Source organism: Deinococcus metallilatus, assembly GCF_004758605.1.
Classification (GTDB): domain Bacteria; phylum Deinococcota; class Deinococci; order Deinococcales; family Deinococcaceae; genus Deinococcus; species Deinococcus metallilatus.
The window spans coordinates 102,432-115,077 of the sequence record NZ_CP038510.1; the positions used below are offsets into that span (position 1 = coordinate 102,432).

The following is a 12,646-nucleotide window of genomic DNA, read 5'->3' on the forward strand; positions in this document are numbered from 1 at the left end:
ACTGGACATACCCACGAGTATGTTACGCCGCCTGGGCGCAGCCATTTCTGAACACGAGGAGAAGCATGGCCCGTAATCCCGAAGCCACCATCAGCGACCTGCTCGAAGCTGCCGCGCAACTGTTCGTGTCGCGCGCCTACGACGACATCAAGCTCACCGACGTCGCCCGGGCCTCCGGCGTGACCAAGGGAGCCATCTACCACCATTTCGACAGCAAGGAAGACGTCTTCCTCTCGATGATGGACCGCAAGCTGCGCGCTTTCCGCGAGGACCTGCGCCCCGCGTTGAGTTACGGCACCACCACCCGTGACCGCCTGTACCGCCTGACGTACCTCTACCTCAGCAAACCGCTGCTCGAACAGCGCGTGATCCAGCTCGTGCGCCGCGACAGCCAGCGGTTTCACGGCGAGGCCCGCCGCAAGCTGATTCACACCTACCAGGAAGCGCTGCCCAACCAGATCGAGGAAATCCTGACCGCCGGGATGGAGGCGGGCGAGATCGTCCTGGGCGACGCGCAACTCCTCGCCCGCGTGTTCGTCGCGCACGTCGAGGTGTACCTCAGTGACTACGCCCGCCAGCGTTTCGAGGGACCGGAAGAGATGGCCCGCCACATCACCGACCAGTTCCTGAACGGTGTCGCCACACCCGGCCACCGCTCCACTCCCGTTCCCAGTTCCCAAGGAGGCACCGCATGACCCAGACTGCCAGCGTTGAAACCACCCCGATGATCATCGGCGGCCAGCCCACCCTCAGCAGCACGGGCCGCACCTACGAGGTCCGCAACCCCGCCAACGGTCAGGTCGTGGGTGCCGTGCCCCAGGCCACCGTCGAGGACGCGAACCGGGCCGTCGAGGCCGCGCAGGCTGCCTTCCGCGGCTGGGCCGAAACCAGCCCGGACGACCGCGCCGAACTGCTCTTCAAGGGCATCGCGCTGCTCAAGGCCAACGAGAAGGAGATCGTCCGCCTGCTGAGTCAGGAACAGGGCAAGCCGGTCTTCGAGGCCAAGGGCGAGGTCCACCACCTCATCCACGGCCTGACCTTCTACGCGGGCCTGTCCAGCAAGATTCGCGGGGCCGAGGTGCCGCTGCCGCCCGCGATGGGCAAGTATTCCTACGGCGTCCTCTTCCGCCGCCCGGTCGGCGTGGCGGTGGGCATCACCCCCTGGAACTTCCCCCTCACGCTGATGGGCACCAAGGTCGGCCCGGCCCTGATCGCGGGCTGCCCGATCATCATCAAGCCCGCGCAGACCACGCCCCTCGCCACCCTGCGCGTCGTGGAGCTGCTGAACGAGGCGGGGCTGCCGCCGGGCGTGCTGCAATGCGTGACTGGCTCCGGCTCGGAACTGGGTGAACCGCTCATCACCCATCCCGCCGTGCGCCGCGTGGCCCTCACCGGCAGCAGCAACACCGGGCGGCGCGTGATGGAACTGGCGGGCCGCGACTTCAAGCGCGTCACACTGGAACTGGGCGGCTCCGACCCGATGATCGTCTGCCCCGACGCCAACCTCAAGGCCGCGATCAACGGCGCGATGGTGGGCCGCTTCTGGAACGCCGGGCAGCAGTGCCTCGCCGTCAAGCGCCTCTACGTGTTCGAGGAAGTCTACGAGGAGTTCCTGTCCGGCCTGATCGACAAGGTAAGCCGCTATGAACTGGGCGACCCTTCCACCCCCGCCGAGAAGCCGAAGGTCCGCATGGGGCCGATGCACGCCGAGTTCCAGCGCCGCGAGATCGAGGAGCAACTGGCCGACGCCGTGGCGAAGGGCGCGAAGGTGGTCCTGGGCGGCAAGCGCCCGGAAGGACTGGACCAGGGCTTCTACTTCCAGCCGACCATTGTGACGGATGTGCCGGAAGACAGCCGCCTCGTGACCGAGGAAGTCTTCGGCCCGGTGCTGCCGGTGTTCCGCGTGAAGACGTTGGACGAGGCGATCCAGAAGGCGAACAACTCGCCCTGGGGCCTGGGCAGCTCCATCTGGACCAACAACATGATCTGGGCGAACAAGGCCGTCCGCGAGATCGAGGCGGGCGTGACCTGGATCAACATGATCCACTACGGCTACGACGAGTTGCCCTTCGGCGGCGTGAAGGCGTCGGGCCTGGGCCGCGAGCATGGGCCGGAAGCGGTGGACTACTACCTCGAAGACAAGGGTGCCGTCTTCGGCGGGCTGGAGGGCTGAGGATGCCAGTCACGTTCACCCAGGAGGGCAAGCTCGGCTTCATCACCCTCGACAACCCGCCCGCCAACTCCTACGACATCAACTTCATGCGGGAACTGGACCGCGCGATTGACGAGGCGGACGCTTCCGACGCCAACGTCATCGTCCTGCGGAGCGGATCGGAGAAGTTCTTCTCGGCGGGCGCGGACATCAAGACCTTCGCGGCCAGCACCACCGCGCAGAGCATGGACATGATCCGCACGGCGCACGCGGCGCTGGAGAAGATGGCCGCCAGCGACAAGCTCTTCATCGCCGCAATCAACGGGCATGCCCTCGGCGGCGGTCTGGAGATGGCGCTGGCCGCCGACCTGCGCCTCGCCAAGGAAGGCAAGTACCTGCTGGGCCTGCCGGAAGTCACGCTGGGCGTGTTGCCGGGCAACGGCGGCACCCAGCGCCTCCCCCGCCTGATTGGCGTCAGCAAGGCGCTGGAAATGATGGTGAACGGCGAGCGCGTCAGCCCGGAGGAAGCGCTGCGCCTGGGACTGGTCAACAAGCTGCTCCCCGCCGAGAACTTCGACCAGAGCGTCCGGGACTACGCGCAGAAGCTCGCGGACGGGCCGACGCTCGCTATCGGGGCGATCAAGCGGGCCGTGTACGACGGCTTCACCCGGCCCCTGCATGACGGCCTGGCCCTTGAACGTGAACTGATCGAACCGCTGTACGACACCACCGACGCCAAGGAAGGCTTCGCCGCCTTCGGTGAAAAGCGCCAGCCCGTCTACCAGGGCAAGTGAGGAGGACACCATGACGCAGCAACACGACTTCACGCCCCGCCGCACCCTCGCACCCCTGACTGAAGCGGAGGTCCGCGAGCGGCTCGGGCACGGCCGGATGATCGAGAACATCAACCAGATGGACCAGACCTATCTGGACGGCATCAAGCGCATCCTGACCGTCAGCGCCGACACCGAACTCATCAGCGCCCCGGCCTACTACCGCGCCGCGCAGGACGCCCCCAGCACCAACGCCTACCTCTCGGCCCTCAGCATCATTCAGGACGAGATGGCGCACGCGCACATCGCCTACCGGATGCTGGAGGACCTGGGCGTGGACAAGCAGAAGCTCGTCTACGAGCGCCGCCCCGAGGAGTTCAAGTATCCCTACGCCTTCGACGTGCCGCTGGAGAGCTGGGTGGAGCTGGCCGTGGCGAACGCGCTGTATGACCGCGCCGGGTACACGCTGCTGAGTGACGTCTTCGAGCACACCACCTACGGCCCCTGGCACCGCGCGCTCGTGAAGGTGGACAAGGAAGAGCAGTTCCACCTGCGCCACGGCGAGAACTGGATGAAGCGCATCGCGAAGGAGGAAGGCGGCCTCGCCAAGCTCCAGCGCGCAGTGGACTGGATGTTCCCGCTGACGGTGGAATGGTTCGGCCTGCCCGACAGCCACAAGCGCCACAACATCCAGATCGACTACGGCTTCAAGGGCTACACCAATGACGAACTGCGTCAACGCTGGATGAGTACCGCCGTGCCCTTCCTCAAGAGCCTGGACCTCGACGTGCCCGCCTACTGGGACGACGCGCAGCAGAAGTACGTGCTGACCTTCCCCTTCCCCAGCGAGTTCGACGCCGAGAACAAGCGCTGGGTCTTCGAGGGCAAGCCCATCTCCTGGGACCGCGTGATGACCCGCTGGAAGGCCCGTGGCCCCAGCAACAGCCAGTACGTCACCGAGATTCAGCGCGGCTACAAGGAACTGTATGGCCGCCAGGACGAGCAGATCGGCGAGCGCCGCTGGGCCGACATCATCAACTGAGCGGGAAGGAGCGAAGTGTCATGGACCTGACCGGAACCACCGCCCTCCCCATCGCCATGCCGCCCGCGAAGAAGGGCAACGGGCGCACCCTGGACGACCTGACCGTGCAGGCCACCCCGACCGAGAAGCGGCTGTGGCACGCGCTGACCGAGGTGACCGACCCCGAGTACCCCATCAGCGTGGTGGACATGGGCCTGATCTACGGCGTGCGGGAGCAGGGCGGCGCGGTGAACGTGGACCTCACCTTCACCAGCATGGGCTGCCCGTGCATGGAGTACATCATCAGCGACATCCGCGAGCGGCTCTTGCAGGAGCCGGACGTGCAGAGCGTGGAATTGAACGTGGTCTGGACGCCCGCGTGGACGCGCCAGCGCCTGACGGATGCCGGACGCGCGCAGCTCGCGCAGTGGGGCGTGGGAACAGGAGAGGCGTCATGAGCGAAGCCGTGCAGAACCGCCAGGAAAGGGTGGCCCCCCAGCCCCCCACCCGCACTGCCGAGGGCCTCGTCTTCGAGGTGTTCGCCCGCTTCCGCGAGGACGAGGTGCATCACATCGGCAGTGTCGTCGCGCTGAACAGCGACCTGGCGCAGATGTACGCCGGGGAACTGTACGACGAGTGGCGCTGGGCCGAGATGCGGATCATCCCGCGCGAGAAGCTGATCGACATCATTCCGGTGAAGTGAGGTTCCCCATGACCCGTTATCAGGTGTATGGCCGCAAGGCGTACAACGAGCCACTGACACTGCTGGCCCCGCTGGAATTGGCTGACGACGCCGAGCTGAAGACCCAGGCCCTCGACAAGTACGGCGACGACTGGATCGAACTGGTCGCCGCGAGGGAAGAGGACGTGACGGAAGTCGCGCTGAAACGGTGACCGCCATGACCCAGACCGAGACGAAGGCCGCCAAGTACGCCACCCTGAACGACCTGCCACAAGACCTGCGCGCCGAGCTGTTCGCCTTCCTGCTGGCCCTCACCGATACCAAGCAGCGGCTGGGCTTCCAGATTTCCCATTGGGTCACCGGCACGCCCGCGCTGGAAGGGGCCGTGGGCGCGGCGGCGCTGGCACAGGACGAGCTGGGCCACGCCCGCAGCCTCTACGCCCTGCTGCGGACCTTCCCTGAGGCGCCCGAGTCGCTGAACGAGGAAAACGACCTGCGTTCCACCCGCGTCCGGGTGCATCCCGACGCCCTCGACAACCGCTGGGACACCTGGCTGAAGCTGGTTGCGATGAGCGTGACGCTGGACGCCGCTCTTCAGGAAGTGTTCCGCGCCGCGCGCGACTTCTCCTTCGCGCCTCTGGCCTCGCTGGCGGTCAAGATCAACCAGGAAGAGAAGTTCCACCGCGTCTTCGGGGACACCTGGCTGGCCCGCCTGGCTGCCCTGGACGACACGACGCGGGAGCATCTCCAGAAAGAACTGAACTGGGCCTACCCCATCGCGGAGGCGTGGCTGGGGAACGAGGTTGAGAGCAACCTGGTGCGCGAGGGCATCCTGGGCGAGAGCCTGAGCGACATTCGCCCCCGCTGGCGGCGCGAGCTGGAGGACAAGGTGCAGCAGTCCGGCCTGACCGTCCCTGCGGAACGCACGGACTGGAGCCACTGGGACGCCGAGCGCCGCGAAGTGCTGATTCCGGTATGACGGCCCCCGACCGCCGCCCGAAACAGGTGGCGTGCGTGTTCTGCCACTCCACCGACACGGAGGAATTCAGCCTCTACGGGCAGACCCTGATGGGCAGCCAGTACTACTGCAACCACTGCCGTTCCGTCTTCGAGGTGATCCGCTACGAGGACGAGCCGGACGACGAGGGCGAGGGCCAACCCGCCAGCAAGGACAACACCCATGAGTGACAGTGCCACACAGGACCGGAACACCGAGAAGAAGTACGAGACGCTGCTGTTCGAACTCGACGAGCAGGGCATCGCCCTGGTCACGATGAACCGCCCGGACGAGCTGAACTCGGTGAACATGCAGATGCGCCTGGACTTCACGGCGCTGATGGATGAAATCTTCTTCAACAACGACATCAAAGTCGTGATCTTCACCGGGGCCGGACGGGGCTTTTCCGGTGGCGGGGACATGTCCCACTTCGAACACGACTGGGTCACGCCCGAGTTCCGCGCCAACAGCCGCCGCCTGACCAAGTTCTTCGACGACCTGGAAGCCGTGGAAAAGCCCATCATCGTGGCGATCAACGGCATGTGTACCGGCGCGGGCTTCGAGCTGGCGCTGGCCGCCGACATCCGCATCGCTTCCGATCAGGCCAGGATCGGCTTCCGCGAGAACTTCATCTCGCTGATCCCCGGCGTGGGCGGCACGACGCGCCTGGTCCGCGAGATCGGCCCGGCCCGCGCCAAGGAGATGATCTGGACGGGCAGCATGTACCCCGCCGAGGAGGTCTACCAGATGGGCTTCCTGAACAAGGTGGTGCCCCACGAGGAACTCCTCCCCGCCGCCCGCGAGTACGCGCAGCAGCTTCTCAAGCGCGCGCCGCAGTCCCTCGGATTGGCGAAGAAGCTGATCAACAACATCCCCAACATGGACCAGACGGCGGCCATCGCCGTGGAGGGCCTGGCGCAGAGCATCCTGCTCAAGACGCAGGACCACAAGGAAGGCGTGCAGGCCTTCCGCGAGAAGCGCCGCCCGCAGTTCAAGGGGAAGTGAGGTGGTGCTCCTCATCCCCTTCGGCGGGCACTCGCCCCGCGTCGGCCGGGATGTGTTCCTGGCCCCCACCGCTGTATTGATCGGCAACGTGACGGTGGAGGAGGGCGCGAGCGTCTGGTTCGGCGCGGTGCTGCGCGGCGACTTCGGCGCCATCACCATCGGGGCGGGCAGCAGCGTGCAGGACAACGTGGTCGTCCATACCGGCGCAGATTGCCCCACGCTCATCGGGCGGAACGTGACCATCGGGCACAACGCCACCGTGGAGGGCTGCGCCATCGGGGATGGGGCGCTGATCGGCGTGGGGGCCGTGGTTCTTCCCTACGCCGTGATCGGCGCGGGGTCCCTGGTGGCCGCGAACAGCGTCGTCCTTGAACGCACCGAGATTCCCGAGGGCGTGCTGGTGACGGGTGCGCCCGCCAAAGTGAAAGGCCCCCTGCAAGGCCGCGCCCGCGACTGGACCGGCTTCGCCGCCCGTGACTACCACGCGATGCAGGCCCGCTACCGCGCCGAGGGCGTGGACCGCTTCGCGGAGCAGCCCGCAGACGCCCATTCCTGAGTCCCGCCCGGCCCCTTTGACGTGCCGGGCGTTGTTGCCAAGGAGGAGCCATGACCGACATGCAGGGCACCCCGTCCGAACCCCTCGCTCCGCCCCGGCACCCGCCGCAGGCCACTCCGAACATGACGCCGGGCGCCGGGACCAGCTACAACGCCAGCGAGGTCCTCTACCACAATCTGGACGCCGGGCGCGGCGCGAAGGTTGCCGTGCAGTGCGAGGACCGGAGCCTCACCTACGCCGAACTGGCCGAACTGGCCAGCCGCTTCGGAAACGCGCTGCTGGGCCTCGGCCTGAAGCCGGGGGACCGGGTGCTGATGCTGATGCACGACGGCCCCGCGTTCCCGGCCACGTTCTTCGGGGCGCTGCGGGCGGGCCTGGTGCCGATTCCGGTGAACACCATCCTGCCCCCCGACAACTACGCCTATTTCCTGAATGACAGCGGCGCGCGGGCGGCGGTGGTCAGCGCATCCCTTCACCCCGTCCTGGCGAGCGTGTGCGCGAACTGTCCGGGATTGGAGTATGTCCTCGTGATTGACGGGATGTTGCCGGAGGGGACCCACAGCCTGGAGGCCCTGGCTGCTGCCGCCCCGGCCACCCTGGACCCCGCACCCACCGGCCCCGACGACATAGCCTTCTGGCTGTATTCCAGCGGCAGCACCGGCTTCCCCAAGGGCGTGGTCCACACCCACAAGGACATCCGCTGCACCACCCGCAACTACGCGGAGGGCGTGCTGGGCATCCAGGAGGGGGACGTGTGCTTCACGGCCTCCAAGACCTTCCATGCCTACGGGCTGGGGAACGGTCTGACCTTCCCCTTCAGTGTGGGGGCGAGCACGGTGTACCTGCCGGGAAGGCCTACACCGGCCGCTGTCTACGCCGCCATCGAACGCTTCCGGCCCACGCTGTTCTTTGCCTCCCCGACGCTCTATACGATGATGCTGGCAGACCCGGAGCCGCACGACTTCAGCAGCGTGCGGCTGTGCGCCTCCGCCGCCGAGGCGCTGCCGCCGGAAATCTACCGCCGCTGGAAGGACCGCTTCGGGGTGGATATCCTCGACGGCATCGGCTCCACCGAGATGCTGCACATCTTCCTGAGCAACCGCCCCGGAATGATCCGCCCCGGCTCCAGCGGCCTGCCCGTGCCCGGCTACGAGGCGCGCATCGAGGACTTCGACGGGCGGGAGGTGCCGCGCGGCGAGTCCGGCAACCTGCTGATCCGCGGCGGCAGCGCGGCCCGCGAGTACTGGAACCAGCCCGAAAAGACCGCCAAGACCATGCGCGGCGAGTGGATGTTTACCGGGGACCGCTATCACCAGGACGAGGACGGCTTCTTCTGGTACGAGGGCCGCAGCGACGACATGTTCAAGGTGAGCGGCCAGTGGGTGTCGCCTATCGAGGTGGAAAACACGCTGCTCGAACACCCGGCCGTGCTGGAATGCGCCGTGGTGATCGGCACGGACGGGGATGGCCTGCAACGCACCCAGGCCTTCGTGACCCTTCAGGAAGGCTACGCGGCCTGCGAGGAACTGTCCCAGGCGCTCCAGAGCCATGTCAAAGGCCGCCTCGCTCCCTACAAGTATCCCCGTAAGATTCATTTCGTGGACGAACTGCCCAAGACCAGCACCGGCAAGATTCAACGCTTCCGCCTGAGGGACGCCGGATGACGGGCGAGGCGGCGGTGAAGGAGAGCATCTGGTTCGCGCCCTTCACCCCCGAGGACGTGAACGACCACCACGCGAACACGCTGGCCGAACGGCTGGGCATCGTCGCGACGGAGGTCGGCCCGGATTACATCGTCGCCCAGATGCCCATCGACGCGCGCACGGTGCAGCCCTACCGCATGATGCACGGCGGGGCGTCGGCGGCGCTGGCCGAGACGCTGGGGAGCGTGGGCGCGATGAGGACACTGAACCCGCAAACGCACCGCTGCGTGGGCACTGAGCTGAACATCTCGCACCTGCGGCCCATCGCGGAAGGGGGCGTCGCCACGGGCCGCGCCGAGCCGGTCCACCTCGGCCGCCGCACCCAGGTCTGGGCCATCCACGTCTACGACGAGCGGGGCAAGCAGACTTCCGAGGCCCGCCTGACCGTCTTCGTGCTGGAACAGGACGCGCGGGCGTGAGCGGCGAGCCGGTCATCCTCCGCGAGAACCGGGGGCCAGTGCGCCTCCTCACCCTCAACCGTCCCCAGGTCCGCAACGCGCTGAGCCTTTCTCTGATGCACGATCTGCTGGCTGCACTGAATGAGGCGCGCCTGGACAGTGCGGTCCGGGCGGTGGTGCTGACCGGCGCCGGGTCCGCCTTTTGTGCCGGGCTGGATATGGACGAACTGCGCGGCATGGCAGGGCGCACCAGCGAGCAGCACCGCGCCGACTCGGAGGTCTTCCGGTCGCTGCTGGAAGCCCTCTACCTGTTCCCGAAACCCGTGGTGGCGGCCGTGCAGGGCCACGCGGTCGCCGGGGGGGCGGGCCTGGCCGCCGTCTGCGACCTCACGGTAATGGCCGACAGCGCGAAGATGGGCTTCACGGAAGCGCGGATCGGCTTCGTCGCGGCGCTCGTAACCGCCTTCATCGTGCGGCTGGTGGGGGAGAAGCACGCGCGTGACCTGCTGCTCAGCGCCCGCCTGCTCTCTGCGGACGAGGCACGGCAGATGGGCCTGGTCAACGAGGTCGCGCCTGCTGCGGACGTGCTGGAACGCGCTCTGACGCGGGCACAGGAAATGACCCGCAGCGCCCCCGGCAGCGTCGCCATGACCAAGGGCATGATCGCCGCCGCGCCTGGCATGGGCCTGGGGGAAGGGCTGCGTTACGCGGCGGACCTCAACGCGCTGGCCCGCTCCGGGGCGGAACTGCGAGAGGGCGTGGCGGCCTTTCTGGAGAAACGGGACCCGGCGTGGATTGTGGCGCTGGAGGAATCCTCTTGATCCACGAACCGCAGGCCACCGGAGGTCCTGCGTAGGGCAGACACGGCGGTCACGGGTGAGGTTCAGGGGCGACCTTGACAGGCTCAGGCAGGCAACGTAACATCAACAAACTCACAAGTATGTCAGTTTGAGACGGCTTCTTCCGGGTTTCGCAGTCCAGGCCTGTTCTCTGTTTTGTCTGCGCCGAACATACCCGTGAGTATGTAATGCGGCTTTGAGGCATCTTTTCGTAGAAAGAGAGAGGATCGTGCCCCGACATTCTGGAGAGTCAGCACCTATCGGCACACCACCCGTTCGGAAGGCGAGATGACGTCCCCGCCCGGCCCGGCCACGTTCCCGACCGTCACCCGTGTGCTGGACACCCTGCACGTGCTGGAAGTGCCCATTCCCTTTCCCATGCGGACCGTGACCGTGCTGGTGGACACCGCTGGGCCAGTCACCCTGATCGACGCGGGCCTGGACACGCCGGAAGCGCGGGCGGGGCTGGAAGCGGGCCTGGCGCACCTCGGCCTGCGCCTCCCGGACGTGGAGCGCGTGATCCTGACGCACCACCACCCGGACCACCTGGGCATCGCCGGGGAGCTGGAAGAGGGCGGAGCGCCGGTCTACCTGCTGGACACCGAGATCGAGCACGGGGGCCGCTACTGGCAGGACTGGGAGAACTGGCGGCCCCGACTGCTCGATCAGATGCAGGAACACGGCCTGCCCCGCGAACTGCGGGAGCCACAGGACACCTTCCACCGCCGCATTCGCCGCATGCTGCGCCCCGCCCGGCAGTGGACGCCGCTGCACGAGGGGCAGAGCGTGCCGCTCGCGGGCCGGGCTTGGGAGGTGCTGTGGCTGCCCGGTCACGCCGACGGGCACCTGGGCCTCTGGAACGCTGAAGAGAGCCTGCTGATCGCGGGGGACGCCATCCTGCCGCGGATCACGCCCAACATCGGCCTGTATGCCTACAGCCGTCCCGATCCGCTGGGGGATTATTTCGGCACGCTGGACCGGCTGGAGGTGCTGGCTCCCCGCCGCGCGGTCGTCGGGCATCACGGCCCGCTGCTGGAGGGCGTGGCCGAACGCGCGCGGAGCCTGCGGGACCATCATCATGAACGGCTGGAGTTCCTGCTCGGGGTCGCCCGCGAGACGCCGGGCAGTGCCTACACCCTTTCCAGACGCATGTTCACCCGTGAGCTGAACGAGGCCAACTTGCGCTTTGCTCTCGCTGAAACGCTCGCGCACCTCGAATACCTGCGGCTGAGGGGGCAACTCCAGCGCCGCCGGGAGGACGGGGTGTGGCTGTATCACGCCTGACCCCCGAACTTCACCCTTTCCCCAGCCCAAAGGCTGACCCCCAGGAGGTCCACCATGAAGCGTTCCCTTCCGTTCCTCTCGCTCGGCCTGCTCCTTACAGCCACCGCGCAGGCCCAGACCAGTCCCGTCAAGATCGGCGTGATCATGCCCTTTTCCGGCGTGTACGCGCAGCTTGGCGAGGAAGGCATGCGCGGCATGACCCTGTACCTGGATTCCATCGGCAACAAGGTGGCGGGCCACCCGATCCAGCTTATCCGCGGGGACGAGGAGGCCGATCCGGCGGTCGCGCTGCGCAAGGCCAACAAGCTGATCAACAGTGACAAGGTGGACATCCTGGCGGGTGTCGTGCTGACCCCCAGCGCCTACGCGCTGGCCCCGGTGGTGGCCGAGGCGAAGACGCCGCTGGTGGTCTTCAATGCCCTGGGGAACGCCCTGACCCGCGACCGCAAGAATCCCTACGTGTTCCGCGCCTCCGGCTCCGGCTGGCAGTTCAGCCATCCCTTCGGCAAGTACGTGGCGGACAAGGTCAGCAAGAACACCTTCGTGCTGGCCGCCGACTACGCCTTCGGCAAGGAGTCGGTCGCGGACTTCAAGGATTCCTACACGGCGGCGGGCGGCCGAGTAGCCGGAGAGGTGTACACGCCGCTGGGCAGCACCGATTTCAGCCCCTACCTGGCGCGGATCGCGGCGGCCAGGACCGAAGCGGTCTACGCCTTCCTCAGCGGCAGCGACGCGGTGCTCTTTATGAAGCAGTGGACGCAGTTCGGCCTGAACAAGTCCGTCAAGCTGGCCGTGTCGGGCGAGATGGTCGACGAGAAGCTGCTCAACTCGGTGGGCGACGGCATCGCCGGGGCGATCAGCGTCGGTCCCTGGGTGCAGGACCTGCCGGTCGCCCAGAACAAGATCTTCGTCGACGCCTACAAGAAGAAATACAACGATGTGCCGGGGGTGTACGCCCTGCGCGGCTGGGACACCGCCCGCGTGATCGTCGAAGCCCTCAAGAAAACCCGGGGCAACACCGCCGACAAGGCGGCCCTCCTCGCGGCCCTGCGGGACGTGAACTTCCAGTCGCCACGCGGCACCTTCCGCTTCGACCCGGTCACGCAGAATGTGGTGAACCCGATCTATGTCCGCCAGGTCGTGAAGACGCCCCAGGGCCTGGTGAACAAGTTCGTCACGAACCTCGGCAGCTTCGCGGACCCCGGCAAGTAAGGCCATGCCGAGGCGGAGTGGCAC

16 protein-coding genes are annotated in these 12,646 nt (G+C 67.1%); all 16 read left to right on the forward strand.

The window, feature by feature from the left end; genetic code table 11:
- Positions 1–65 precede the first annotated feature (65 nt).
- On the forward strand, positions 66–695 hold the full coding sequence (locus E5F05_RS00430; protein WP_129117083.1) for a TetR/AcrR family transcriptional regulator: 630 nt from the start codon (positions 66–68) through the stop codon (positions 693–695).
- Complete coding sequence (locus E5F05_RS00435; protein ID WP_206732956.1) at positions 692–2,173, forward strand: aldehyde dehydrogenase family protein; 1,482 nt, start codon at positions 692–694, stop codon at positions 2,171–2,173. The genes E5F05_RS00430 and E5F05_RS00435 overlap by 4 nt, the downstream gene beginning before the upstream one ends.
- A gap of 2 nt (positions 2,174–2,175) precedes the next feature.
- A complete protein-coding gene (locus E5F05_RS00440; RefSeq protein WP_129117084.1) occupies positions 2,176–2,946 on the forward strand; it encodes an enoyl-CoA hydratase/isomerase family protein in 771 nt (256 codons plus the stop codon).
- A gap of 10 nt (positions 2,947–2,956) precedes the next feature.
- The gene (locus tag E5F05_RS00445) at positions 2,957–3,967 is read left to right on the forward strand and encodes a Phenylacetic acid catabolic protein (RefSeq protein ID WP_206732957.1); all 1,011 of its coding nucleotides are present in this window, start codon (positions 2,957–2,959) and stop codon (positions 3,965–3,967) included.
- Positions 3,968–3,987: 20 nt separating this feature from the next.
- Complete coding sequence (locus E5F05_RS00450) at positions 3,988–4,404, forward strand: metal-sulfur cluster assembly factor (RefSeq protein WP_206732958.1); 417 nt, start codon at positions 3,988–3,990, stop codon at positions 4,402–4,404.
- Positions 4,401–4,649, forward strand: a complete 249-nt coding sequence (locus E5F05_RS00455; RefSeq protein WP_206732959.1) for a hypothetical protein — start codon at positions 4,401–4,403, stop codon at positions 4,647–4,649. Before E5F05_RS00450 ends, E5F05_RS00455 begins: the two co-directional genes overlap by 4 nt.
- 8 nt (positions 4,650–4,657) lie before the next feature.
- Positions 4,658–4,840 (forward strand): hypothetical protein, encoded by a 183-nt coding sequence (locus tag E5F05_RS00460; protein ID WP_129117085.1) that lies wholly within the window; start codon positions 4,658–4,660, stop codon positions 4,838–4,840.
- Positions 4,841–4,845: 5 nt separating this feature from the next.
- The gene (locus E5F05_RS00465) at positions 4,846–5,607 is read left to right on the forward strand and encodes a Phenylacetic acid catabolic protein (RefSeq protein WP_129117086.1); all 762 of its coding nucleotides are present in this window, start codon (positions 4,846–4,848) and stop codon (positions 5,605–5,607) included.
- Positions 5,604–5,816 carry a PaaD-like zinc ribbon domain-containing protein gene (locus E5F05_RS00470; protein WP_129117087.1) on the forward strand — a complete coding sequence of 71 codons (213 nt, stop codon included), beginning with the start codon at positions 5,604–5,606 and terminating at the stop codon, positions 5,814–5,816. The genes E5F05_RS00465 and E5F05_RS00470 overlap by 4 nt, the downstream gene beginning before the upstream one ends.
- The gene (locus E5F05_RS00475) at positions 5,809–6,630 is read left to right on the forward strand and encodes an enoyl-CoA hydratase/isomerase family protein (protein ID WP_129117088.1); all 822 of its coding nucleotides are present in this window, start codon (positions 5,809–5,811) and stop codon (positions 6,628–6,630) included. Before E5F05_RS00470 ends, E5F05_RS00475 begins: the two co-directional genes overlap by 8 nt.
- 1 nt (position 6,631) lies before the next feature.
- Positions 6,632–7,186: a gamma carbonic anhydrase family protein gene (locus E5F05_RS00480; RefSeq protein WP_206732960.1), complete on the forward strand. Its 555-nt coding sequence runs from the start codon at positions 6,632–6,634 to the stop codon at positions 7,184–7,186.
- Between the two features lie 50 nt (positions 7,187–7,236).
- Complete coding sequence (locus E5F05_RS00485; protein ID WP_206732961.1) at positions 7,237–8,850, forward strand: benzoate-CoA ligase family protein; 1,614 nt, start codon at positions 7,237–7,239, stop codon at positions 8,848–8,850.
- Positions 8,847–9,308, forward strand: a complete 462-nt coding sequence (locus E5F05_RS00490) for a hotdog fold thioesterase (RefSeq protein WP_129117089.1) — start codon at positions 8,847–8,849, stop codon at positions 9,306–9,308. Before E5F05_RS00485 ends, E5F05_RS00490 begins: the two co-directional genes overlap by 4 nt.
- Positions 9,305–10,108, forward strand: coding sequence for an enoyl-CoA hydratase/isomerase family protein (locus E5F05_RS00495; protein WP_206732962.1), 804 nt, complete (start codon positions 9,305–9,307; stop codon positions 10,106–10,108). Before E5F05_RS00490 ends, E5F05_RS00495 begins: the two co-directional genes overlap by 4 nt.
- A 306-nt stretch (positions 10,109–10,414) precedes the next feature.
- Positions 10,415–11,410, forward strand: a complete 996-nt coding sequence (locus E5F05_RS00500) for an MBL fold metallo-hydrolase (protein WP_129117090.1) — start codon at positions 10,415–10,417, stop codon at positions 11,408–11,410.
- 54 nt (positions 11,411–11,464) lie between these two features.
- The gene (locus tag E5F05_RS00505; protein WP_129117091.1) at positions 11,465–12,622 is read left to right on the forward strand and encodes an ABC transporter substrate-binding protein; all 1,158 of its coding nucleotides are present in this window, start codon (positions 11,465–11,467) and stop codon (positions 12,620–12,622) included.
- Positions 12,623–12,646: the final 24 nt, after the last annotated feature.

What these genes read in the sequence shown, in the direction of transcription:
- E5F05_RS00505 (WP_129117091.1), top strand. Translation starts at nt 11,465, where the DNA reads ATGAAGCGTTCCCTTCCGTTCCTCTCGCTCGGCCTGCTCCTTACAGCC.
- E5F05_RS00430 (WP_129117083.1), top strand. Translation starts at nt 66, where the DNA reads ATGGCCCGTAATCCCGAAGCCACCATCAGCGACCTGCTCGAAGCTGCC.
- E5F05_RS00460 (WP_129117085.1), top strand. Translation starts at nt 4,658, where the DNA reads ATGACCCGTTATCAGGTGTATGGCCGCAAGGCGTACAACGAGCCACTG.
- E5F05_RS00455 (WP_206732959.1), top strand. Translation starts at nt 4,401, where the DNA reads ATGAGCGAAGCCGTGCAGAACCGCCAGGAAAGGGTGGCCCCCCAGCCC.
- E5F05_RS00445 (WP_206732957.1), top strand. Translation starts at nt 2,957, where the DNA reads ATGACGCAGCAACACGACTTCACGCCCCGCCGCACCCTCGCACCCCTG.
- E5F05_RS00490 (WP_129117089.1), top strand. Translation starts at nt 8,847, where the DNA reads ATGACGGGCGAGGCGGCGGTGAAGGAGAGCATCTGGTTCGCGCCCTTC.
- E5F05_RS00440 (WP_129117084.1), top strand. Translation starts at nt 2,176, where the DNA reads ATGCCAGTCACGTTCACCCAGGAGGGCAAGCTCGGCTTCATCACCCTC.
- E5F05_RS00435 (WP_206732956.1), top strand. Translation starts at nt 692, where the DNA reads ATGACCCAGACTGCCAGCGTTGAAACCACCCCGATGATCATCGGCGGC.
- E5F05_RS00465 (WP_129117086.1), top strand. Translation starts at nt 4,846, where the DNA reads ATGACCCAGACCGAGACGAAGGCCGCCAAGTACGCCACCCTGAACGAC.
- E5F05_RS00485 (WP_206732961.1), top strand. Translation starts at nt 7,237, where the DNA reads ATGACCGACATGCAGGGCACCCCGTCCGAACCCCTCGCTCCGCCCCGG.
- E5F05_RS00470 (WP_129117087.1), top strand. Translation starts at nt 5,604, where the DNA reads ATGACGGCCCCCGACCGCCGCCCGAAACAGGTGGCGTGCGTGTTCTGC.
- E5F05_RS00475 (WP_129117088.1), top strand. Translation starts at nt 5,809, where the DNA reads ATGAGTGACAGTGCCACACAGGACCGGAACACCGAGAAGAAGTACGAG.
- E5F05_RS00450 (WP_206732958.1), top strand. Translation starts at nt 3,988, where the DNA reads ATGGACCTGACCGGAACCACCGCCCTCCCCATCGCCATGCCGCCCGCG.
- E5F05_RS00500 (WP_129117090.1), top strand. Translation starts at nt 10,415, where the DNA reads ATGACGTCCCCGCCCGGCCCGGCCACGTTCCCGACCGTCACCCGTGTG.